Origin of the sequence: Rhizobium sp. YS-1r, from assembly GCF_000757525.1 — a bacterium.
Taxonomy (GTDB): Bacteria; Pseudomonadota; Alphaproteobacteria; order Rhizobiales; family Rhizobiaceae; genus Neorhizobium; species Neorhizobium petrolearium.
This window is the reverse complement of sequence record NZ_JPYQ01000056.1, coordinates 598,838-619,649: the sequence shown is the minus strand read 5'-3', so window position 1 is coordinate 619,649 and position 20,812 is coordinate 598,838. Positions and strand designations below refer to the sequence as shown.

At 59.5% G+C, this 20,812-nt stretch carries 22 protein-coding genes; 16 read left to right on the top strand and 6 right to left on the bottom strand.

Features of this window, described 5'->3' with window-relative positions:
- Window positions 1-268 precede the first annotated feature (268 nt).
- From JL39_RS28625 to JL39_RS28565, 13 genes are all read left to right on the top strand, one after another.
- Complete coding sequence (locus tag JL39_RS28625; protein ID WP_052183162.1) at window positions 269-1,885, top strand: globin-coupled sensor protein; 1,617 nt, start codon at window positions 269-271, stop codon at window positions 1,883-1,885.
- Window positions 1,885-2,178 carry an STAS domain-containing protein gene (locus JL39_RS28620; RefSeq protein WP_037158835.1) on the top strand — a complete coding sequence of 98 codons (294 nt, stop codon included), beginning with the start codon at window positions 1,885-1,887 and terminating at the stop codon, window positions 2,176-2,178. Before JL39_RS28625 ends, JL39_RS28620 begins: the two co-directional genes overlap by 1 nt.
- Window positions 2,179-2,180: 2 nt before the next feature.
- Complete coding sequence (gene cheY1, locus JL39_RS28615) at window positions 2,181-2,546, top strand: chemotaxis response regulator CheY1 (protein WP_037158833.1); 366 nt, start codon at window positions 2,181-2,183, stop codon at window positions 2,544-2,546.
- 16 nt (window positions 2,547-2,562) lie between these two features.
- Window positions 2,563-4,866 (top strand): chemotaxis protein CheA, encoded by a 2,304-nt coding sequence (locus JL39_RS28610; RefSeq protein ID WP_037158830.1) that lies wholly within the window; start codon window positions 2,563-2,565, stop codon window positions 4,864-4,866.
- Between the two features lie 16 nt (window positions 4,867-4,882).
- Window positions 4,883-5,350, top strand: coding sequence for a chemotaxis protein CheW (locus JL39_RS28605; RefSeq protein WP_037158826.1), 468 nt, complete (start codon window positions 4,883-4,885; stop codon window positions 5,348-5,350).
- Window positions 5,347-6,255: a protein-glutamate O-methyltransferase CheR gene (gene cheR / locus JL39_RS28600; RefSeq protein WP_037158823.1), complete on the top strand. Its 909-nt coding sequence runs from the start codon at window positions 5,347-5,349 to the stop codon at window positions 6,253-6,255. The genes JL39_RS28605 and cheR overlap by 4 nt, the downstream gene beginning before the upstream one ends.
- On the top strand, window positions 6,252-7,292 hold the full coding sequence (gene cheB, locus JL39_RS28595; protein ID WP_037158819.1) for a protein-glutamate O-methylesterase CheB: 1,041 nt from the start codon (window positions 6,252-6,254) through the stop codon (window positions 7,290-7,292). Before cheR ends, cheB begins: the two co-directional genes overlap by 4 nt.
- Window positions 7,292-7,681: a response regulator gene (locus tag JL39_RS28590; RefSeq protein WP_037158816.1), complete on the top strand. Its 390-nt coding sequence runs from the start codon at window positions 7,292-7,294 to the stop codon at window positions 7,679-7,681. The genes cheB and JL39_RS28590 overlap by 1 nt, the downstream gene beginning before the upstream one ends.
- On the top strand, window positions 7,678-8,235 hold the full coding sequence (gene cheD / locus JL39_RS28585; RefSeq protein WP_037158813.1) for a chemoreceptor glutamine deamidase CheD: 558 nt from the start codon (window positions 7,678-7,680) through the stop codon (window positions 8,233-8,235). Before JL39_RS28590 ends, cheD begins: the two co-directional genes overlap by 4 nt.
- A gap of 13 nt (window positions 8,236-8,248) precedes the next feature.
- A complete protein-coding gene (locus tag JL39_RS28580; RefSeq protein ID WP_052183161.1) occupies window positions 8,249-8,638 on the top strand; it encodes a hypothetical protein in 390 nt (129 codons plus the stop codon).
- A 157-nt stretch (window positions 8,639-8,795) separates the two neighbouring features.
- Window positions 8,796-10,466, top strand: coding sequence for a flagellar basal-body MS-ring/collar protein FliF (gene fliF / locus JL39_RS28575; protein WP_037158810.1), 1,671 nt, complete (start codon window positions 8,796-8,798; stop codon window positions 10,464-10,466).
- A gap of 396 nt (window positions 10,467-10,862) precedes the next feature.
- Window positions 10,863-11,600, top strand: coding sequence for a helix-turn-helix transcriptional regulator (locus JL39_RS28570; RefSeq protein ID WP_037158806.1), 738 nt, complete (start codon window positions 10,863-10,865; stop codon window positions 11,598-11,600).
- 13 nt (window positions 11,601-11,613) lie between these two features.
- Window positions 11,614-12,360, top strand: coding sequence for a helix-turn-helix transcriptional regulator (locus JL39_RS28565; RefSeq protein WP_037158804.1), 747 nt, complete (start codon window positions 11,614-11,616; stop codon window positions 12,358-12,360).
- Window positions 12,361-12,407: 47 nt separating this feature from the next.
- Here JL39_RS28565 and JL39_RS28560 read toward each other — a convergent pair whose 3' ends face one another.
- The 6 genes from JL39_RS28560 to motA form a co-directional block, all read right to left on the bottom strand.
- A complete protein-coding gene (locus JL39_RS28560; RefSeq protein ID WP_037158801.1) occupies window positions 12,408-12,842 on the bottom strand; it encodes a hypothetical protein in 435 nt (144 codons plus the stop codon).
- Between the two features lie 5 nt (window positions 12,843-12,847).
- Window positions 12,848-13,927: a flagellar biosynthesis protein FlhB gene (gene flhB, locus JL39_RS28555; protein WP_037158799.1), complete on the bottom strand. Its 1,080-nt coding sequence runs from the start codon at window positions 13,925-13,927 to the stop codon at window positions 12,848-12,850.
- Window positions 13,928-14,134: 207 nt separating this feature from the next.
- Entirely contained in the window at window positions 14,135-15,187 is a 1,053-nt protein-coding gene (fliG, locus tag JL39_RS28550; RefSeq protein ID WP_037158796.1) for a flagellar motor switch protein FliG, read from the bottom strand.
- A 28-nt stretch (window positions 15,188-15,215) separates the two neighbouring features.
- Entirely contained in the window at window positions 15,216-15,788 is a 573-nt protein-coding gene (gene fliN / locus JL39_RS28545; protein ID WP_037158793.1) for a flagellar motor switch protein FliN, read from the bottom strand.
- 64 nt (window positions 15,789-15,852) lie between these two features.
- Window positions 15,853-16,806 (bottom strand): FliM/FliN family flagellar motor switch protein, encoded by a 954-nt coding sequence (locus tag JL39_RS28540; RefSeq protein WP_037159960.1) that lies wholly within the window; start codon window positions 16,804-16,806, stop codon window positions 15,853-15,855.
- Window positions 16,806-17,675 (bottom strand): flagellar motor stator protein MotA, encoded by an 870-nt coding sequence (motA, locus tag JL39_RS28535; protein WP_037158790.1) that lies wholly within the window; start codon window positions 17,673-17,675, stop codon window positions 16,806-16,808. The genes JL39_RS28540 and motA overlap by 1 nt, the downstream gene beginning before the upstream one ends.
- Window positions 17,676-17,877: 202 nt before the next feature.
- Here motA and JL39_RS28530 point away from each other — a divergent pair, with 202 nt between their 5' ends.
- Genes JL39_RS28530 through fliI form a run of 3 tightly spaced genes read left to right on the top strand, consistent with a single transcriptional unit; the run spans window position 17,878 to window position 20,812 of the window.
- On the top strand, window positions 17,878-18,654 hold the full coding sequence (locus tag JL39_RS28530; protein ID WP_037158787.1) for a DUF1217 domain-containing protein: 777 nt from the start codon (window positions 17,878-17,880) through the stop codon (window positions 18,652-18,654).
- 1 nt (window position 18,655) lies between these two features.
- A complete protein-coding gene (flgF, locus tag JL39_RS28525; RefSeq protein WP_037158783.1) occupies window positions 18,656-19,393 on the top strand; it encodes a flagellar basal-body rod protein FlgF in 738 nt (245 codons plus the stop codon).
- Between the two features lie 21 nt (window positions 19,394-19,414).
- Complete coding sequence (fliI, locus tag JL39_RS28520) at window positions 19,415-20,812, top strand: flagellar protein export ATPase FliI (protein WP_152601296.1); 1,398 nt, start codon at window positions 19,415-19,417, stop codon at window positions 20,810-20,812.

Here is a 20,812-nt window from a genome sequence, read left to right as displayed (position 1 = left end):
GGGCAAGGAATTAACCATACATATTGGAATGCACGGCGAAATGGGATGACCGGGGTCTCCCACCAGGCATGAAGCCGCAAAGCCGTACCGGTGACAGTCCGGTATCCGCTCATGAAAATCCAGGATAGCCTGTGGTGACCGTGTTGCCCGTGCCGACGGATATTGATCCGCTCTGGCGAGCATCTCCTATTCATCTCCGGTGCCTGGCGGACAGGAGCCGCATGCCGCCAATCTTTGAGGATTGGTAAGATGAATTTTGGGGACGGTTTTGGTGCAGGAAACGCCATCGGATCAGGCGCGACGGGGCCAGGCGGGCAGCCTGGGCGAGAGACTGGCATTCGCCGGCCTTGACGGCGAACTGCGCGATCTTCTGCGCCGCTGCCGTCCGCAGCTCGACCGGCATTTGAAGACCGGCCTGCGTGACCTCTTCCATCGCTTTCAATCCTTTCCCGAAGCCGCCCGCAATTTCGAGAGCGAGCAGCAGATCGAGCGGCTGCATGACCTGCAAGCCTCCCATTGGGGCGTGCTGACGGATGCCCGTTTCGATGCGCTCTATGCCGAGCGGGTGAAACTGCTCTCCGATACCGAGAGCCGCATGGGTCTCGATCCGCGCTGGCATATTGCCGGCCATGCGGTGATGCTGGAACACCTGATCGCGGGTGCGATCGCCGACCTTGCTCCGAAACCGCTGCTGCCGGGCGGTCGCAAGCGCGAGCAGGAACTGCTCGACCTGGTTGGCGCGATCGTGCGCCTCGTGATGGTTGATGCCGAGATTGCCGTTTCGCTGCGTTTCAACGAATTGCGCCAGCGGCATCAGCGGGCGCTCGCCGAGCAGCGCGAAGCCGATCATGCCGAGGCCGTCGAGACGTTCTCGGATGTCATAGCGGCGCTTGCCGATCACGACCTGACGGCTTGTCTCCCGGCAGACGTGCCGGAGGCTTATCGCGACCTCGCCGATCTTCTGAACCGGGCAATCGCAGGCATGCGTTCCTCGGTCGAGACCGCCGATGCCCATCGCGAGAAGGCCGGCGCGCTGACGCACTCACTTTCCGAAGACGCGCGTTCCTTTGCAACCACCTCCGGGGAGCAATCAGAGCGTCTTCAGGACGCGATGCGGGCGCTTGTCGACATTGCCACGAAGGTCAAGGAAACCGCCGCCGGAACGACTGAGGCCGAAAAGGCTGCTGCCGAGACACGCCGTTCGGTCGAGGCAAGCGGCGAGGTTGTCGGCCGCGCGATCAGCGCCATGGCCGATATCGAATCTTCGGCCGAGAAGATCGGCCAGATCATCGGCGTTATCGACGACATTGCCTTCCAGACCAATCTTCTGGCCCTGAATGCCGGCATCGAGGCCGCCCGCGCCGGCGAGACAGGCCGCGGCTTCGCCGTCGTCGCGCAGGAAGTGCGCGCACTTGCCCAGCGTTCCGCCGAAGCCGCCCGCGAGATCAAGACGCTGGTCACCGGCACGAAATCGCAGGTGGATGCGGGTGTCGAGATGGTCCACCGCACACAGGATGCGATCGGCGGCATCGTCCGGCAGGTCTCTGAAATCAATGACGCGATCGCCGGCATAGCCCGCGATACCGGCGACCACGCTCATGGCCTTGATCGGCTGACCGCCGAGATCGGCTCTGTAAGCGAGCGCGTGGCTTCGAACGCGAGCCTGGCAAGCCGGGCCGGCGAGGGAGCCGATGAACTTCATACCGTGATTCTGGAACTCGGCCGCACGGTCCGCCAGTTCCGGATCGAGCGGCAGAGCCGTTATCCGGAAAAGCGTCACCCGGCGCCGCCACGCAGCCAGTCAGCGCCCGTCTCGGTGCCGGCAGTTGCAGAACCGGCAGCCTATAACGAATACCTCATTCAGAAACGGCGAGGAATAAGCTGATGGCAGCAAAGAAGGCTGGACCCGGGAGTTTGAAGCTGTCGGCAGTGCTGGACCTCAACGAGGCTTCGGTTCTGCACGGAAAGCTGATGTCCATGCGCGGCAGCGATCTCGTCATCGATGCTTCGGGCGTTGAGCGGGTCGGCGTGCAGTGCGCGCAGGTTCTCGTCGCCGGTGTCACGGCCTGGAAGGAGGACAAAAAATCCTTCATTGTCGAAAAGGCTTCGGACGCATTTCAGAAGACGATGCAACTCATCGGCATCGAGACCGATAATTTGATTGTTAAGGAGATCTAGCAATGAAGAAGAAAGTGCTGACCGTGGATGATTCACGGACGATCCGGAACATGCTGCTGGTGACCCTGAACAATGCGGGTTTCGAGACCATTCAGGCGGAAGACGGCGTCGAAGGGCTCGAAGTTCTCGAAGACGCCAATCCGGATGTCATCGTCACCGATATCAACATGCCGCGTCTCGATGGCTTTGGCTTCATCGAAGGCGTCCGCCGCAACGAAAAATATCGCGCCGTTCCGATCCTCGTCCTGACGACGGAAAGCGATCAGGAAAAGAAGAATCGGGCCCGGCAGGCCGGTGCGACGGGTTGGATCGTCAAGCCCTTCGATCCTGCCAAACTGATTGATGCGATCGAGCGTGTAACTGCCTGAGCCGGGAATTTCTCCGATGGATATGAACGAAATCAAAGAGATTTTCTTTCAGGAATGCGAAGAGCAACTCGCTGAACTGGAGTCGGGTCTTCTCAAGCTGAACGACGGGGACCGCGACCCCGAAACGGTGAACGCCGTTTTCCGTGCCGTTCATTCCATCAAGGGGGGCGCTGGCGCCTTCGGTCTGGACGATCTGGTTTCCTTCGCCCACGTTTTCGAGACAACCCTCGACTGTGTGCGCTCCGGCAAGCTGGAGCCCGGCCAGGATGTGCTGAAGGTCATGCTGAAATCGGCGGACGTGCTCGCCGACCTCGTCAGCGCTTCGCGCGACGGTGGCAGCGTCGACGCGTCGAGAACCCGTGGCCTGGTCAAGGAACTTGAAGCGCTTGCCAACGGCGAGCTGCCCTCCGCATCAGGTCACGAGGCACCGAAGCCGGCTGCGAAGGCCGCGTCCGCCGCCCCGCAGGAGGAAACTCCCAAGCCTACGGATGAGAGCGGTTTCCAGCCGATCCCCTTCTCCTTTGATGGTTTCGACGATGAGGAGCCGGCGTTCGAAGGCTCGATCTACGAAGTGACCTTCAAGCCGCGCCGCGAACTCTATTCCAAGGGCAATGAGGCGGCGCTCCTGCTGCGCGATCTGTCCCGTCTCGGCGAGATGAGCATCGCCTGCGATATGGACGACCTGCCGGCTCTCGACAAGATGGATCCGGAAGCCTCCTATTTCAGCTGGAAGATTTCGCTGAAGACCAACAAGGGCGAGGACGACATCCGCACGGTCTTCGAATTTGCCGAGTGGGATTGCGATCTCGAAGTGAAGCTTGCCGAGGAAGCATCGACGGATGAAGAACTGCCGATGATCCCGGTTCCGTTCGATCTGTCGATCCTCGATGACGGCTCTGCCGCCGAGGAAGAGGACAAGGCCGTGGAGCCGTCTGCTGTCGAAGAAACCGCGGCTGCGGCTGTCTCGGCTGCCAAGGTGGCGACAGGCATCATGAAGGCCGCCGACGCGGCCGCTCGCGTCGCCGAAAAGAAGGATGCTGCCTCTTCCGCCGCTGCTGCAACCCAGAACAACGCTGCTGCGGCTGCCGCTGCAGCCGGTCAGACGATCCGTGTCGATCTCGATCGCGTCGACCGCCTGATCAACCTGGTGGGCGAGCTCGTCATCAACCAGGCGATGCTGTCCCAAAGCGTCATCGAAAACGACACGAACGGCACGTCCTCGATCAACATGGGCCTCGAAGAGCTGCAGCAGCTCACCCGCGAGATCCAGGACTCGGTCATGGCGATCCGCGCGCAGCCGGTGAAGCCGGTTTTCCAGCGCATGTCGCGTATCGTCCGCGAAGTGGCCGACATGGTCGGCAAGCAGATCCGCCTGGTCACCGAGGGTGAAAATACCGAAGTCGACAAGACGGTCATCGACAAGCTTGCCGAGCCGCTGACTCACATGATCCGCAACGCGGTCGATCATGGCATCGAGACACCCGAGAAGCGCGAAGCCGCCGGCAAGAATCCGGAAGGCACCGTCAAGCTGTCGGCGAAACACCGGTCGGGCCGCATCCTCATCGAGCTTCAGGACGACGGCGCCGGCATCAATCGCGAACGTGTTCGCCAGAAGGCGATCGACAACGATCTCATTGCCGCCGATGCCAATCTCTCGGATGATGAGATCGACAATCTGATCTTCATGCCGGGCTTCTCGACCGCCGACAAGATCTCCGACATCTCCGGCCGCGGCGTCGGCATGGATGTGGTGAAACGGTCGATCCAGGCGCTCGGTGGCCGCATCTCGATCTCATCGAGGCCCGGCCACGGGTCCACGTTCACGATGAGCCTGCCGCTGACGCTCGCGGTTCTCGATGGCATGGTCGTGACGGTCGCCGGCCAGACCCTGGTCGTGCCGCTCACCGCAATCGTCGAGACGCTGCAGCCGGAAGCGTCCGCCATCCATTCCTTCGGTGCGAACCAGCGGCTCATTTCGATCCGCAACTCCTTCTGCCCGCTGGTCGATGTCGGCCGCATCCTGAACTTCCGCGCCATCCAGGCGAACCCGGTCGACGGTGTCGCGCTATTGGTGGAATCGGAAGGAGGCGGTCAGCGCGCCCTGATGGTGGACGCGATCCAGGGCCAGCGCCAGGTGGTCATCAAGTCGCTCGAAGCGAACTACACCCATGTACCAGGTATCGCCGCAGCCACCATCCTGGGTGATGGTCGCGTCGCGCTCATCCTCGATGTCGATGCGGTCGTCGCGGCCTCGCGAGGCCAATCTCTTAAACCAGAAATGGCACTGAAGCCTGAAATGTCACTCGCAGCCACGGGTTAAGACGGGTCAGTTGGTTATGTCGTATGCCGTGAAGAACCTGACTCAGAAAAGTCGGGAATTGATCGCCTTCCGTATCGGTGATCAGGAATTCTGCGTGAACATCATGTCCGTCCGCGAAATCCGCGGCTGGACGCCGGCAACACCGATGCCGCATGCGCCGCCCTACGTGATGGGCGTCATCAATCTGCGCGGTGCGGTTCTGCCGATTGTCGACCTGTCGGCCCGGCTGGGCATGAAGGACGCGGAGCCCACCGCACGCCACGTGATCATCGTGGCACAGGTGAAGACTCGCGTTGTTGGTCTGCTCGTCGAAGCCGTTTCCGATATTCTTACGATTACCGACGAGAATATCCAGCCGGTGCCGGAAGTCTCTTCCGACCTTGAGAAACAATATGCCCGAGGAATTCTCGCGATCGAAAAGCGGATGATCTGCATGATCGAGCTTGATGCCCTCTTCCCGGAAAAGGAAAGCGAAGCTGCATGAAGCCTTTGGGCGCCGTAGAAAGCCGGCAGTCGCCGGACGACGTGCTCGCGAGCGGAGAATATCCGCTGACGCGCCGCGACCTGTCCGAAATTGCGGCGATGATCTATGCGGATGCCGGAATCTATCTCAACGATTCCAAGGCTTCGCTTGTCTATTCGCGTCTGTCGAAGCATATCCGGGCGCTCGGGTTGCGCGGCTTCAGGGATTATTGCGCACTGGTGGCTTCGCCGGACGGTGCCGTCGCCCGCCGCGAGATGCTTTCGCACCTGACGACCAATTTCACCCGCTTCTTCCGGGAAAACCACCATTTCGAGCATCTGCGCGACGAGGTCCTGCCGGGGCTGATCAATCGCGCCAAGAGCGGCGGCCGCGTGCGCATCTGGTCGGCCGCCTGTTCGGACGGTCAGGAGCCCTATTCGATCGCGCTCACAGTGCTCTCGCTCTTGCCCAATGCCGCGGATTACGACTTCCGTATTCTCGCGACGGATATAGATCCGAAAATCCTCGCAGCAGCCAAGGCCGGCATATACGACGAGAATGCGCTGGAAACCATGACGCCGGCCATGCGCAAGCAATGGTTCCGCGAAATCGAGGTGAACGGCCGCCGCAAGTTCCAGATCGATGAGCGCGTCAAGAAACTCATCACTTTCAACGAATTGAACCTGATGGCGCAGTGGCCATTCAAGGGTAATTTCGATGTCATCTTCTGCCGCAACGTGGTCATCTATTTCGATGAGCCGACGCAGATGAAGATCTGGTCGCGGTTCGCCTCGCTGCTGGCCGAAGGCGGACATCTTTATATCGGCCATTCCGAACGCGTCTCTGGCGACGCGAAAAACCTGTTCGATAACATCGGCATAACAACTTATCGATATGCCGGTCAGAACGCGGGGAGGAAAGCATGAGCGCTCCGGCACGAGTCCTGGTCGTCGACGATTCGCCCACCATGCGGGGATTGATCACGGCCGTCCTGAATTCCGATCCGGAGGTCAGTGTCGTAGGGCAGGCCGGCGACGCACTGGAGGCGCGTGCGGCGATCAAGCAGCTCAACCCCGATGTCGTCACGCTCGACATCGAAATGCCCAACATGAACGGGCTGGACTTCCTCGAAAAGATCATGCGCCTGCGTCCGATGCCGGTCATCATGGTCTCGGCCATGACCCATCAGGGAGCCAACGCGACGCTCGCGGCGCTGGAGATCGGCGCCTTCGATTGTGTCGGCAAGCCGGCTCCCGGGGACGTGCGTCCCTTCATGGATCTCGCCGAAAAGGTGAAGGCTGCTGCCCGGTCCGGTCACCGCAGGAACGGCGCTGCAGCGGCTCCGGTTGCTGCTCCTACAGCCGAATATCGCGTCGGCCGCAAGGTCGTGGCGATCGGATCATCGACCGGGGGCGTGGAGGCTCTCATCGCGGTACTGCAAAAGTTCCCGAAAAATTGCCCGCCGACGGTGATTACTCAACATATGCCGTCGACGTTTACGAAAAGTTTTGCCGACAGGCTTAATCGTATCTGCGCTCCTGTGGTGCAGGAAGCAACCGATGGCGCGCGGCTGGAGATCGGCAGGATCTATCTCGCGCCCGGTGGTGACCGGCATCTGCAGGTAGTCAATCCGTCGGCGCCTTGTTGCCGACTGATCGAAAAGGAACCCGTGAACGGCCATAGGCCCTCAGTGGATGTCCTTTTCGATTCAGTCGCGGATCTGGCGGGCCGCAATGCGGTCGGGGTTATCCTGACCGGCATGGGACGCGACGGAGCCGCCGGACTGCTGAAGATGCGTAGCGCAGGTGCGCGCACCATCGGACAGAACGAAAAGACCTGTGTGGTCTACGGCATGCCGAGGGTCGCCCATGAAATGGGGGCCGTCGAGCAGCAACTGCCGCTGGGCTCCATTGGAGAAGAAGTGTTGAAGTTAACTGCCGCCCGAAAAGAAGGTACCGAATAATGTCTCTCGCTGAAAAAATCAAAGTTCTGATCGTCGATGATCAGGTGACCAGCCGCCTGCTGCTCAGCGATGCTCTGACACAGCTCGGCTTCAAACAGATCACTGCGGCCGGCGACGGCGAGCAGGGCATGAAGATCATGGCCGAACAGCCCCATCATCTGGTGATTTCGGACTTCAACATGCCGAAGATGGACGGCATCGGCTTCCTGCAGGCCGTTCGCAGCAATCCGAACACCAAGAAGGCCGCTTTCATCATCCTGACGGCCCAGGGCGACCGTGCCCTGGTTCAGAAAGCGGCTCAGCTCGGCGCGAACAACGTTCTCGCCAAGCCGTTCACCATCGAAAAGATGAAGGCCGCCATCGAAGCGGTGTTTGGAGCATTGAAATGAATGACGCGGCTGCAGCCAGGCGTGTCCATATTATTCAGGGAGAGTACAAGGTCGTAAACGATCCGAACGTCGTCCTGTCAACGATCCTGGGCTCATGCGTGGCTGCCTGTCTTCGCGATCCTGTCGCCGGTGTGGGCGGCATGAACCACTTCCTGCTTCCGGGCTCGGGAGGTTCCACGGCATCGGGCGGTGATGCGACACGCTACGGCGTGCATCTGATGGAACTTTTGATCAACGGCCTTCTGAAGCAAGGGGCGCGGCGGGACCGCTTGGAAGCGAAGATTTTCGGCGGTGCCAAGACGATTGCCAGTTTCTCGAATGTCGGCGAACAGAATGCCGCATTCGCCATGCAGTTTCTCAAGGACGAAGGCATCCCCGTGGTCGGGTCCTCAACGGGCGGGGAGCACGGGCGCAAGCTCGAGTTCTGGCCAGTCAGCGGCCGGGCTCGTCAATATCCGCTGACGGGTGCTGAAACCCAAAGGACCGTGGCTATGGAAGAGCGTCCCATACGCATGCCGCCAAAGCCGGTCGAAAGCTCTATCGAATTCTTTTGATCACGAGGAAGCTATGAACGATATCGCCACGCCGTCTATTGCTTCCCTCGAGGAATCCCTTCCCGAAATCCTGATGCGGCTGGTGTCGGAACTCCATGACATCGCCTATCTGATCGAGCGGGTCGAACCTCAGCTGATAGAGATCGGCGGTCAGGGCATCCTGCAGTCGCCGGACAGCATGAAGGTTCTCCAGGGCATCGACCTTGCGGTCCAGAAGACCCGCGGCATCGCCGAATTCATCGACACGATCACCGGCACGATTCCGGACAACTGGACAGTCGATGTTTCCACCGCGCTCAGCCTCGTCAAGCTTGCCGACATGCAGAAGGCACTGGCAAACGGCCTGCGTCACGGTCATTCTCAGCCGCTGAGCAAGGCGGCTGGAGATTTCGATTTCTTCTGACGCATTTTCTTCCGGCTATCGAAGCTCGGAAGCCTTCTTTAAATCCCATCCGTAATCGTCAAAGGCTTCTTGCCTGCGAAACGCTCGCACAAGCTTCGCTTTCTAGGGTGCGCCTGGGCAGAAGCTCTATATCCGTGTTTGGCGATGTGGGAACAGAATGAATCTGTTAGCTCAATTTTCACAAGTCTTTAAAAATCTGGCCAATCTCGGCCAGACTCGACTTATTGCTTTAGGCGCCGTCGGCGTCGTTTCGATTGCGATCGTTCTTGCTGCGGCCATCTTTGTGAACAAGCCCGCCTACGAGACGCTGTATGTCAACCTGGACACCGCCGACCTGAATCAGGTCAGCATGGCGTTGGCTGAAGCGAACATGGCGTTCGAAGTCGGCACGGATGGCTCGAGCATCCAGGTTCCGGTCGGCAGCACAAGCAAAGCCCGGTTGCTGCTCGCCGAACGTGGCCTGCCCAACAGCACCAATGCCGGCTATGAACTCTTCGACAACGTTGGTTCGTTGGGCCTCACCTCCTTCATGCAGGAGGTGACTCGCGTTCGTGCCCTTGAAGGGGAGATCTCTCGCTCGATCCAGCAGATCAACGGCGTTACCGCCGCCCGTGTTCATATCGTAATGCCGGATGTCGGAAACTTCCGCAGAGGTGAGCAGAAGCCGACCGCCTCGGTGATGATCCGGGCGAGCGCAACGGCCGGCCGCAAGGCCGCTTCATCGATTCGTCATCTCGTCGCATCTGCGGTCCCCGGCCTCGATGTGGATGACGTGACCATTCTTGATTCCACTGGTCAGCTGCTTGCTTCCGGTGACGAGACCGGCGGCGAGCTGAACAAGTCGCTGGGCATCGTCCAGAATGTGCAGCAGGAAATTGAAAACAGTATCGACAAGGCGCTTGCTCCTTTCCTCGGCATGGACAATTTCCGCTCCAGCGTGACGGCCACGCTCAACACGGACAGCCAGCAGATCCAGGAAACGATCTATGATCCGAATTCCCGGGTCGAGCGTTCGGTCCGCACCACCAAGGAAGCGGCGAAGTCGCAGCAGATGCAGAATGACAACGCCGCAACCGTTGAGCAGAACGTGCCGCAGGCGGCTCCTGAGCAGGGAGGTCCAGCAGGACCGCAATCTTCCGATCAGTCCGACAAGCGGGAAGAGCAGACCAACTACGAGATCAATCAGAGGACCGTCGCCACGACGCGCAACAGCTATCAGATCGAAAAGGTCTCGGTGGCAGTCGTGGTCAACAAGGGGCGCATCGAGAGGATGGTCGGCGAACCGGTCGATCAGGCCAAGATCGATGCCTATCTCGCCGAAATGCAGAAGATCGTCTCTTCGGCTGCCGGCATCAGTTCAGAGCGCGGCGACGTCGTAACGTTGACTGCTATGGACTTCCTTGAGAATCAGCTTCTGGAAGAGGCTGCCAGCGGCCCGGGTTTCATGGAGACGCTGACACGCAACGTGGGTGGCATCATCAATTCGCTCGCCTTTGTCCTCGTTGCCTTCCTGGTGGTCTGGCTCGGTCTGCGCCCGCTCATCCGCACCGTCAGCGGCACCGGCGTGGCGGGCGAAGTTGCGACCGAAGGCGCCGGGCTCGAATTGCCGGATTTCTCTCCGGCCGGCGGCAGTCCGTCGCTTATGGAAGGGTTCGGCGCAGATTTCGGCTTCGACAGTTCGGACGATATTCTGGGCAGCGGCGAAGGCGAAGGCTTCAACCGTCGCGTCAAGGAAGGCCCGGAGAAACGTCTTGCCCGGATGGTCGAGATTTCCGAAGAGCGCGCCGCAAAGATTCTTCGCAAATGGGCCATCGAAAAAGCCGCCTGACAACCTATCACGAAAATATGATCGTGCGGGGCCGGATACATTCCGGCCCCTTTCTTTTCAGTGGTGCCACACACTTGGCCAATTCTTCTGAACCGCGAATCAGTGGAGGAGGAGGGCAACTGGGGAAATCCTGCCTTCGGATGATGGTAATTGATAACGTCTCTCCTACAATGACCATGATTCGCACGGTGAGTTCTGAGGGTCCGAGGAGGGTGGACCTGCCGCGCTATCCAGCTACGGGCGAGAAGCAGAAGCGGCTATGAACAAGGCCCCTTTGGGTGATTCGTCCGGAAATTCGGGATCGTTTCGGCGTTGGGACGGTTGTGCGTCAGTCAGAAATGCCGCGATGCGCGTATTCATCAGGAAATGCGTGGCGTGGCGGGGAGTAGATAACGGATGGAGTTATCGGGGGTAGACAAGACAACGGAAGGGCTCTCCCTGAGAGAGGCTGCCGTCTCCAGGGTCCTGTCGCGTGAGCAACTGGCTCGCCGCCTCGCAGTGGTGACGAGTTCGAACAATGTTCAAGGGGTGATGCGCCTGCTGGCGGATTATGTCGGCGCTTCCCACTTCCTTCTTGCCCGCTATGATTTGATCCAGGAACAGGGCCTCGATTTTATCGTCACGTCGAATTGGCCGTTCGATCTCGTTCGGCGTCTGGGCTCGGAACTCGCCAGCGGTTACGCGCGCTCCACCGAGCTTGAGAAATGCCTTTCCCTGCTGACGCCGAGTTTCGCGCTTTTACCGGACGATGTGACACCGCCTGACGACATCAGTCGCCAATACTGCTCATTGACGTTCTGCGTTGGCAGAACGCGGTTCTCGCTGATGCTGCTTTTCCTGGAAGGCACCATCCTGTCGCAGGAGCGTCTGAGGGAAGTGGGGCTGCTGGCCGCTTATGGCGCGAGTTTTGCCGAGAGTGCTGACGTCAGGACCGAGCGGGATTTCGAGTTGACGGAGCGGGAACTGGAGTGTCTTTTCTGGATCGCAGAGGGAAAGACCAGTGACGAGATTGCCGTGATCCTGGGCATATCGCGCAACACCATCAACAACTACATCACAAGCGTGATGCGCAAGACCGCAACAAAAACCCGTTCCGAGGCGATTGCCTACGCGGTACGGAACAATCTGGTGTAGGGGCTGATTTTCAATGGGTTATTCGCGCAGCGGTACGGCAGACGGACCTGGAAGCATCCAGTATCTGCGCCTCCAACGCGCTTCGAGCCGGTCGGATATCTTTCCCAAGCTCACCGCCATGCAGAAGAATCTCAAGGCGCGCAATTTTGCGGTTTTCCGCATCGCCGGCGCCGGTCTGCCCAACAAGCGCAAGCTCGTCTGCGAATTGGACAACTGGGCGGCCGGCATGGTCGAAAGCGGCAACCAGCTGATCAGCGGTTATGGGGAAATCCTGCTCGACCATATCGAAATTTCCCTGCTGCCGCTGATTTGGAATGGATCGGAGAACACCAGTTTTGCCGACGCGGGGGAATTTTCCCCACTGACGCGCCGGCTGCCTTCCGATGTCGTGCCCTTTTCGGGAATTGCGTTTCCGGTGCGACTTGGAGCTCTCGGCAACGGATATGTGACATTTGTCGCCACATCCATGGAGTTCTCGAGTGATGCCATCATTGATCAGCATGTCAGAAGCTGCCAGGTCATGATGGATCTGCTGGCGCTCGATGAGCGCCGCAGCGTGCCGGCCGAGTCATTGAGCGAACGCGAGATTGCCTGCCTTCAGCTCGCTGGCGACGGCCGGATCAGCGAGGAGATCGCCGAGAAGCTCGGCCTGTCCGTCCATACCGTCAATGCCTATCTGGGTTCGGCGACCATAAAGCTCGATTCGGTCAATCGTATCCAGGCGATCGCCAAGGCTATTCGGCTCGGTTATATCCACTGATTTTCCGGAAACAGAAGCGCGGCCCGGATGCCGCCCCGTAACGTTCCTTACATGGAGGATGCGCCGGTTCTCGCAAACTTGGCTTCCTGCAGGCTTCTCGCCAGGAACGCGGTGTTGTCGTCCGGATTGTCCATGGGCTCCTGGAAGGAGATGTGGTCGATCTCCAGGCCGGCCTTGCTGTAGGCTAGCGTCAGGCGCGCGTAAACCGAAACGCCGCGCGGCTTGATTTCGAGATCAAGGACGACCTCCGGCGCACCGTCCCATTCGAGCTTGTAATCGCCACCAGCGCCAAAGCTCACCGTACCGGGATGAAAATAAAGTTCGGCAGCAGACGATACGAGATCGGCAAGGCTGCCGTAGCACTCCAGGCGTAAAAGCGAGATGAGGTCGCCTGCATCGAGCAGGCGAAGCTCGGAAGCCACCGGACTGATTGCTTGTGCGACGATTTTTTCCCGTTCGATGGAATAGGTGCATTTTTTCATGACGCTCAGCGTGCCCGTTTTTTCAGAGACCGGGATGCGTAGACCCGGTGCACAAGTTCTGCCACAGCCTTGTAGAAGGCTGGTGGAATGACACTATCCACTGAGACTTGCGCAAACATGGAGCGTGCCAGGGGCGGATCTTCGAAAACAGGGATGCCGTTGGCTTCGGCTATTTCACGGATCTTAAGGGCAATCAGGTCCTGCCCCTTGGCCACGACCACGGGCGCATCGTTCTCCTCGCGCACGTATCGCAAGGCAACGGCATAGTGAGTCGGGTTGGCGATGACGAGCGTGGCGCGAGGCACATTGTTGATCATGCGGCGGCGTGCTCGGTCGCGAGCCACCGATTTCTGACGTGACTTGACGATCGGGTCGCCCTGCGCCTGCTTATATTCGTCCTTGACCTCTTGTTTGGTCATCTTGAGTTGGTTGTACCAGTGATGACGGGTCCACAGGACGTCGACGACCGCCAGGAAGCCGGCGGAAAGGATGACGACGATCACCATCTTTCTGATAATCGTGTCCAGCTTGACGAGAATGACCTGAGGATCGGAGAACATCGCATCCAGCGAGGCGAAAAACTCGCCCCGCAATGCGAAATACATGATGATCGAGACAATCAGGATCTTGAAGAGCGACTTGCCGAACTCCACCAGCCCCGGAATGCTGTAGATCCGGCTAAAGCCCTTCATCGGCGAAAGCCGTGAAATTTGTGGCCGCACACGTTCGAGCACCAACGACGGCATGTTCTGCGCAAACGACGAAGCCAGCCCGAATACAATAAAGAGCAGCATGGCCGGAACCAGCAAGGCCGCGATCGCCCAGGCAAGGTGGACACCAAGCGAGACGACGTCCGGCGTGTTCTCCAGCCGCCATTGATCCGGTTGCTCGAAAAGGTCCTTCAGCGTTTCGCCGACCCGCATTATCCCTGACGGAAGGAAGAAGACGAGGAAGACATAAAAGGCAAGGATGGAGGCGAAGAGCGGCACTTCCCGCGAAAAGGGTATGTTACCCTTTTCCGCCGCCTCGGTCATTCGTTTGGCGGTGGGGTTTTCTGTTTTGCTGTCCTTGTCTTCATCCGACACGGCGCGGGACCAATCGACCTTGGGTTGCGGGGACGTGGCTCAAACGAATCGGCCGCCGCCGCCAGCGATGTTATCGCATCGCCGGCTACCCGCTAATCGAGTCAACAAAAAGACTGTGGGTTGCGGGATTGATGGCAGCGCCAACCGCAACGAAAACGGAGTGAGGATCGCCCCACCCCGTTTCCCTTCCTCGTGCATCATTCCGTATCAGGCGGCTTCCGCCGGCTTTTCTTCGTCCTTCTTTTCTTCCTTGAGAAGAATCTGGCCGGAGTTGGCGAGCCGGATTGCTTCCTGTGCGACGGCGCGGCGGGCGATCGCCACTTCGCGCGGATTGAGGTTCGGAGCCTGGACGGCGAGATCGCTTTCGATCATGCGGCGCTGGCGCGGGCTGATCGCCGAAAGTACGCATTCCCTGATCTCGTTGTTCGAGCCGCGCAGTGCCATGGTGAGAATGTCTGCCGCCACATCGTTGAGCAGCATGACGCGGCTGCGTTGCGGCATGTACAGGAGGTCTTCGAAGAGGAAGATTTTCGGGCGGACCTTGTTGACCGATTCCTTGCTGATCGTTTCGAGCGAGTTGAGCAGGGTATCGACCTGGTTCTTCTCGAGTTCGTTCATGAGCTCGGCAACCTTGTTCGAGCCGTTGGCGTTGCGCTCGGCGTCGATTGCGGCGATCAGCTCGATCACCCGGTTTTCGATGATCTGCGCCGCCTTGGGGCTGACTTCCTTCATGTTGACGGCACGGTTCATAATGTCGGCACGACGGCTCTCGGGGAGCTGAAGCAGGACTTTCGCACCGAAACTGGAGGGCATCTGCGAAAGGATGTAGGCAATTGTCTGCGGATGTTCGCGCGACAGGAACTTGCCCACGAACGCAGGCTCGGCATCTTGCAGCCGGTCCCAGATATTGGCCTGGTAGGCCTCGAAGGCGGCGCGACGGCCGAGCAGCCCATCCACCTCTTCCGGGGTCAGGCCAGCTTCGAGAATGCCCTCGATCGCTGCCGCATTGTCCATGAGGCCGGTTCCCTCGGTGAAAAGGTCCTCGAACTCGTTCACGACCTGAAGAAGTTCATCGGGCGGGATCGCGCGGAGCGCCTGTGCCGAAGCAATGATATTCTGCAACTCGCTCTGGGTGAAATATTTGAGAAGCTTGCCGGCGACGCCCTTGCCCATGGCGAGAAGAATTGCAGCCGCTTTTTCGGCTTGGGACAGCGGTGTCGTAGAAAGTGCGCTACCGCCGAAATCCTCAAAGTCCATCATGGTCTTCCTTCTCTGTCCCGAACAGGGATCAGGTTCTTCTCGTGCTCAGCACTTCCGTCAGCCTCACGCCAAAGCGGGTGTCATCATTCTCCAGGATGGTGATTTCGCCCTTGCCGATGCGGCGGCCATTGACCACGATTTCCACAGGCTCGCCGATCTTCTTGTCGAGTGCGATCGTGGCGCCTTCTTCAAGGCTCATCAGTCCGGAGACCTGCATGCGGCTTGTTCCGAGCACGATTTCAACGTCGATCGGGATATCCATGATCAGGTCGAGGTTGGCATCAAGGGCACTGCCCGGCTCCTGATAGGTGGCACCGGTTGATGAGTTGCCGAACTCGTTGCCGCCGAAATCGCCGCTGCCGAAATCCGCATCTTCGCCGAAACTTGCAGCCTGGGTTTCGAAACCGCCACCAAACGATGGAGCATCGGCTGAAAAATCGCTGGTGCCGGACGCGCTGAAATCGGCATCGAAGCCCGGCACTTCGCCGTCGGCGTCAGATTTCAGGACGCCGCGCAGATCATCGATTGCTTGATCCAGTTCGGCCTCATTGCCGACAGGCATCAGCGGGTCGTCGGTGAAAGATGTCTTCTTCGTAGCCATGCGATCATTATTCCTGTTGAAACTTGCGTCAGCCTGCCTTGTCATGGCGCGGACGGAACCGGGTCTAGCCTATCAGGTGCCTTAAAATTTCATCGTCGGTACTGATATTATCCTTTACACGGACTGTATAACGCTCGCCGGATCGTCCAAATTCGCACGAATACATATCTTTGCCGTTGGCGCTGACCTGGGCACGGACATCCCCCTTGTCCTGGAAGGCGATCACGTCGCCGGCAGCGAGCCGCGCGATCGTGCCAAGCGTCAGCTTCTGCAGGCGGATGCGGGCCTCGAGGGTCACATGCGAGCGGCGAACCTGCTCGTTCATGCGATCCGCCCACTCCTGCCTGGCCTTCGACACCTGCGCCCTGGCTTTCGGTGCCACAACCTTTGTCTTGAGAAATGCGCTCTGCGGGATGATGAGCGCGAATTCCGAGGTAATTGCTCCAAGTTCGAGTGCCATGCGGATCGCCACGCCGAACTCGGGACGGTCAATTTCTTCAGGCTTCGGTCTGTCTTCTGCGTTGTGGGGGCGCTCCAGGCTGGCTTCGAAACCGCCCGGCGCGTTGACGCCCGAACGAAGCACATTGGCGATCCGTTCGAAAACCATCACGGCAAGATCGAGTTCGATATCGGAGAGCGGGCGGTCTATGGGCTGCGTGACCGTGTCGGCGGCGGCACCCAGCATCAATTCCATCAGCGCGATGACGAAACTGTTGCCGCAGGCGAGTACAAAATTCGGAGACCAGTTGCGAAGGCTCCCATCGGATAGGGCGAAACCGTCGCCGAGATCGGCAATCAGGTCGTTCATCAGGCCCGACGTGCAGCTCACGTAGGAGACGCCGATCCGTATGCCGGTTTCGCTGTGAAAGACGTCCGGCAGGAACTCCATATACAGTTGTGCGAATTCGCTGCTGATGCTTTCGATCGTCTTCTTGTCGCCGAGGCCGCCGGTCAGCTTTGCGAGAAGCGCCAGGTCCATCCCCGGCGCAGTTGGCTGGGTCGTTTGATTGGTCGTCATCATGCCGCCTTTTCACCACCAGGATTCATCATTTCCTGCTCGACCGAGTCGATCGAGGGTCGTTCCTTGTTGGAAATCGTCTTGCGTCCGTATTCGAGCGCGACCTGCGGTACGGAGCCGTTCATGTAGGCAAGCAGGGTCTGCTTGACGATGATGTAGAGCCGCTGCTGCTTGTTGCGGACGATCTTGATCTGCGAGCAAAGCGGGTTGCAGACGCAGTAGGACAGGAAGATGCCGAGCATGGTGCCGACGAGCGCCGCGCCGATGAGGCCGCCGAGGACTTCAGGCGATTCATTGATCTTGCTCATTGCTTTGATGACGCCGAGGACGGCCGCGATGATACCGATGGCCGGGAAGGAATCTCCGATTGCGATGATCGCGTGATAGGGCTTCATCTTGTCCTGGAGCATCGTGTCGAGCTCCTCGTCCATCAGGGCCTCGATCTCGTGGGAGCGAGCGTTGCCGATGATGATCAGCCGCACATAGTCGCAGATGAATGCGGTGAGTTCCTTGTTTTTCAGCACGGTCGGGGCGGTCTGGAAGATCGAAGATTCGTCCGGATTGTCGATATGTGCTTCGATTTCGTTGCGCGACTTGGTCCTCAGGTCGCGCATCAAGGAATAGAGTACGCCGAGAACGTCGAGGTAATCGCGCTCTTTGGGAACGGCGTTCTTGAAGGCTTCCCCCATCGCCTTGCCGGAATCCTTCACCACCTTCATCGGATTGCCCATGATGAAGGCGCCTACGCCTGCGCCGCCGATGATCATGAGCTCGAAGGGCTGAACAAGCACGTCGACATGGCCGCCCATGGCCATGAAGCCACCGAGAATACAGCCAACGGAGATGACAAATCCGATAATAATATTCATCGCGTACCTGTGCCCGATCGTTTTCGTATGGTCTCGGGATACGGCTTCTGGCTTGCGTGAGGCTGGTTGAGGAATCGCAAATTCGAAGAGGACAGGAACAGCTTCGCACAAGTCTTCGCGCATAGTTCTCGCCATGATCGGATCGGATTGCCCGCTCCGCAGCGCCGTCCGCCGCCCCGCGGACCTGGGGTAGAGAGCCATCGTGATCACGACCTATACCAGCTATACGATGATCAGCCGCGACTTGCCGAAGTCGCTGGCCCGCATTGCAGAGAAGCCGGATGTTGCGCGTGAGACGGAGTATTACCTTTCCAGGATCGGGAGCATCAAGACGATCGACGATTTCATGGCCGACACGCGCGTCTACAACTACGCGCTGAAGGCTCATGGCCTCGAGGACATGGCCTACGCCAAGGCCTTCATCCGCAAGGCCTTGACGGAAGGCACCGCCGATGAGAACGCCTTTGCCAACAAGCTCTCCGACAGCCGCTATGCGTCGCTGGTCGAATCTCTGAATTTCGCCGCCTACGGATCGACAGCCACATCCTTTGACAAAGCGCAGAAAGGCGTTGTCGACAAGTTCCAGCGCCAGACGCTGGAAGAGGAGGCGGGCGAGGACAACATGGGCGTTCGCCTTGCCCTTTATTTTGAACGCATGGCGCCGACGATCAAGTCGGGCATGGAAATCCTCGCCGACGACGCGCTCTCGGAAGTCGTGCGCACCACATTGCAACTCCCGGACGAGATCATCGGCGCCGATCTCGACCGTCAGGCCGAGTATATCGAAGATGCCGTCAGCATCGAGGATTTTCAGGATCCGGCCAAGGTCGGCAAATTCCTGGAGCGTTTCACCGCCATGTGGGAACTCGAAAATCCGTCCGACGCGTCTGACCCCCTGGCGCCATTCAATGCTCCCTCGAACGGGATTTCAACGGACCTTCTGATCTCGATCAATAACCTGAAACTCGGAGGCAAATGATATGCAGTCCGGACTTTATGTCGGCATTTCTTCACAAATCGCGCTCGAGCGCCGCTTGAACACGATCGCCGACAACATGGCCAACATGAACACCGTTGGTTTCCGTTCGACGGAAGTCAAGTTCGACGAGGTCTTGAGCAAAACCCAGAACGATATCAGCGCGAAGATCGCCTTCGTCACCCAGGGCAACGATTATCTGTCGACCCGCACCGGTGAACTCCAGAGAACAGGCAATCCGCTGGATTTCGCCATCAAGGGCAATGCCTGGTTCGCGATCGACACCCCGGCCGGCCAAGTACTGACCCGCGACGGTCGCTTCACCATGGATGAGACCGGGCAGCTTCGCTCCAGCCAGGGTTTTCCGGTTCTCGATGCGGGGGGCGCACCGATCCAGCTCAACCGCGAAGCCGGCCCGCCGACGGTGGGTGCGGATGGCATCATCATGCAGAACGACCAGCCGGTTGCCACCGTTGGTCTCTTCACGGCCGACCTTTCCAAGGGTTTCAACCGTTACGAGAATTCAGGCATCATCTTCGTAGATACCCCGCAGCCGGTTCTGGAAGGCATGGAGAACTCGGTGGTCCAGGGCTATGTCGAACAGTCCAACGTCAACGGTATCGGCGAGATGACGGAACTCATCCAGGTCAACCGGGCTTTCGAGAGCATCTCGGCACTGATGCGCGACAGCGAGTCTTCGATGAACGATGCCATCAGGACGCTCGGCGGCTCCAACAGCTAACAACAGGGAAATGGGCCCGCCATGATGGAAGCGGCTATCCTCAATGCGGTCAACGGCGGCAAGCTGGCACAGCTTGCGGGCCTTTCCGCGCGTTATGCAGATCCTGTGTTCTCCGTCGCCCATGGTGGTCATGTCAGGACCATCGCGGCGGGACATTACACGGTTGCAGGCCTTTCGAAACATGTGCGGCTTGGGGAATTCGTCGCGCACCGCAGCGCGACCGGCATTCACCTGGGCGAGGTGGTGCGCGTCGAGCCGGACGTGGTCTTCGTCTGCCCGATCGAACCGGGAGAGCCGATCGGCATCGGCGACACGGTCATCCGCAAGGGCGCGTTTCGCGTTGCACCGGACAATAGCTGGTGCGGCCGGACGATCAATTCGCTCGGGGAGCCGATTGATGGAAAGGGGCCGCTTGCGCGCGGTCTCGCTCCGCGTTCGATCGCCAATACCGCGCCGCCGTCCATGTCGCGCAGCCGCGTCGAAAAGGGCTTCAAGACCGGGGTGAGGGCGGTCGATATATTTTCGCCACTCTGCCTCGGCCAGCGTCTTGGCATTTTTGCCGGCTCCGGCGTCGGCAAGTCGACGCTTCTGTCGATGCTCGCCAGGGCCGACGCCTTCGACAAGGTGGTGATCGCGCTGGTTGGCGAACGCGGTCGCGAAGTTCGCGAATTCATCGAGGATACGCTGGGCGACAACATGGCGAAGTCGATCGCGGTCGTCGCGACCAGCGATGAGAGTCCGATGCTGCGCAAGATGGCGCCGCTGGTGGCAATCACCATCGCAGAACATTTCCGCGACCAGGGGGACAATGTCCTCTTCATCGCCGACAGCATCACCCGCTTTGCCCATGCGATCCGCGAGGTGGCGGTCGCATCCGGCGAGCCGCCGATCGCCCGCGGCTATCCCGCTTCCGTGTTTACCGAATTGCCGCGCCTGCTTGAACGGGCCGGTCCGGGCGTCGAAGGCACCGGCACGATCACGGCAATCATCTCGATCCTCGTCGACGGCGATAACCACAACGATCCGATCGCCGATTCGACGCGCGGCATTCTGGACGGGCATATCGTCCTCGACCGCTCGCTTGCCGAGGAAGGGCGCTATCCGCCGATCAATCCGCTCGCCTCGATCTCGCGTCTTGCCCGCAAGGCCTGGACGGACGACCAGGAAAAGCTGGTGTCGCGGCTGAAGTCGCTGGTGCATCGCTACGAGGAAACGCGCGACCTGCGTCTGATCGGCGGTTATCGGGCCGGCAGCGATCCTGACCTGGACATGGCGATCAAGCAGGTCCCGGTCATCTATGAGGTCCTGAAGCAGACACCGGGAGAGAAGCCCGCTCTCGACGCCTATACGGATCTCGCAACCGCGCTCAGGGCTGCGGCAGGGCAGGGCAATCCGCCCTCCGCCATAGCAAGAAGGTGA

Excerpts from the sequence above, each read along its gene's own strand:
- JL39_RS28620 (WP_037158835.1), top strand. The coding sequence starts at position 1,885 with ATGGCAGCAAAGAAGGCTGGACCCGGGAGTTTGAAGCTGTCGGCAGTG.
- cheY1 (WP_037158833.1), top strand. The coding sequence starts at position 2,181 with ATGAAGAAGAAAGTGCTGACCGTGGATGATTCACGGACGATCCGGAAC.
- JL39_RS28610 (WP_037158830.1), top strand. The coding sequence starts at position 2,563 with ATGGATATGAACGAAATCAAAGAGATTTTCTTTCAGGAATGCGAAGAG.
- JL39_RS28605 (WP_037158826.1), top strand. The coding sequence starts at position 4,883 with ATGTCGTATGCCGTGAAGAACCTGACTCAGAAAAGTCGGGAATTGATC.
- cheR (WP_037158823.1), top strand. The coding sequence starts at position 5,347 with ATGAAGCCTTTGGGCGCCGTAGAAAGCCGGCAGTCGCCGGACGACGTG.
- cheB (WP_037158819.1), top strand. The coding sequence starts at position 6,252 with ATGAGCGCTCCGGCACGAGTCCTGGTCGTCGACGATTCGCCCACCATG.
- JL39_RS28590 (WP_037158816.1), top strand. The coding sequence starts at position 7,292 with ATGTCTCTCGCTGAAAAAATCAAAGTTCTGATCGTCGATGATCAGGTG.
- cheD (WP_037158813.1), top strand. The coding sequence starts at position 7,678 with ATGAATGACGCGGCTGCAGCCAGGCGTGTCCATATTATTCAGGGAGAG.
- JL39_RS28580 (WP_052183161.1), top strand. The coding sequence starts at position 8,249 with ATGAACGATATCGCCACGCCGTCTATTGCTTCCCTCGAGGAATCCCTT.
- fliF (WP_037158810.1), top strand. The coding sequence starts at position 8,796 with ATGAATCTGTTAGCTCAATTTTCACAAGTCTTTAAAAATCTGGCCAAT.
- JL39_RS28570 (WP_037158806.1), top strand. The coding sequence starts at position 10,863 with ATGGAGTTATCGGGGGTAGACAAGACAACGGAAGGGCTCTCCCTGAGA.
- JL39_RS28565 (WP_037158804.1), top strand. The coding sequence starts at position 11,614 with ATGGGTTATTCGCGCAGCGGTACGGCAGACGGACCTGGAAGCATCCAG.
- JL39_RS28560 (WP_037158801.1), bottom strand. The coding sequence starts at position 12,842 with ATGAAAAAATGCACCTATTCCATCGAACGGGAAAAAATCGTCGCACAA.
- fliG (WP_037158796.1), bottom strand. The coding sequence starts at position 15,187 with ATGATGGACTTTGAGGATTTCGGCGGTAGCGCACTTTCTACGACACCG.
- fliN (WP_037158793.1), bottom strand. The coding sequence starts at position 15,788 with ATGGCTACGAAGAAGACATCTTTCACCGACGACCCGCTGATGCCTGTC.
- JL39_RS28540 (WP_037159960.1), bottom strand. The coding sequence starts at position 16,806 with ATGACGACCAATCAAACGACCCAGCCAACTGCGCCGGGGATGGACCTG.
- motA (WP_037158790.1), bottom strand. The coding sequence starts at position 17,675 with ATGAATATTATTATCGGATTTGTCATCTCCGTTGGCTGTATTCTCGGT.
- flgF (WP_037158783.1), top strand. The coding sequence starts at position 18,656 with ATGCAGTCCGGACTTTATGTCGGCATTTCTTCACAAATCGCGCTCGAG.
- fliI (WP_152601296.1), top strand. The coding sequence starts at position 19,415 with ATGATGGAAGCGGCTATCCTCAATGCGGTCAACGGCGGCAAGCTGGCA.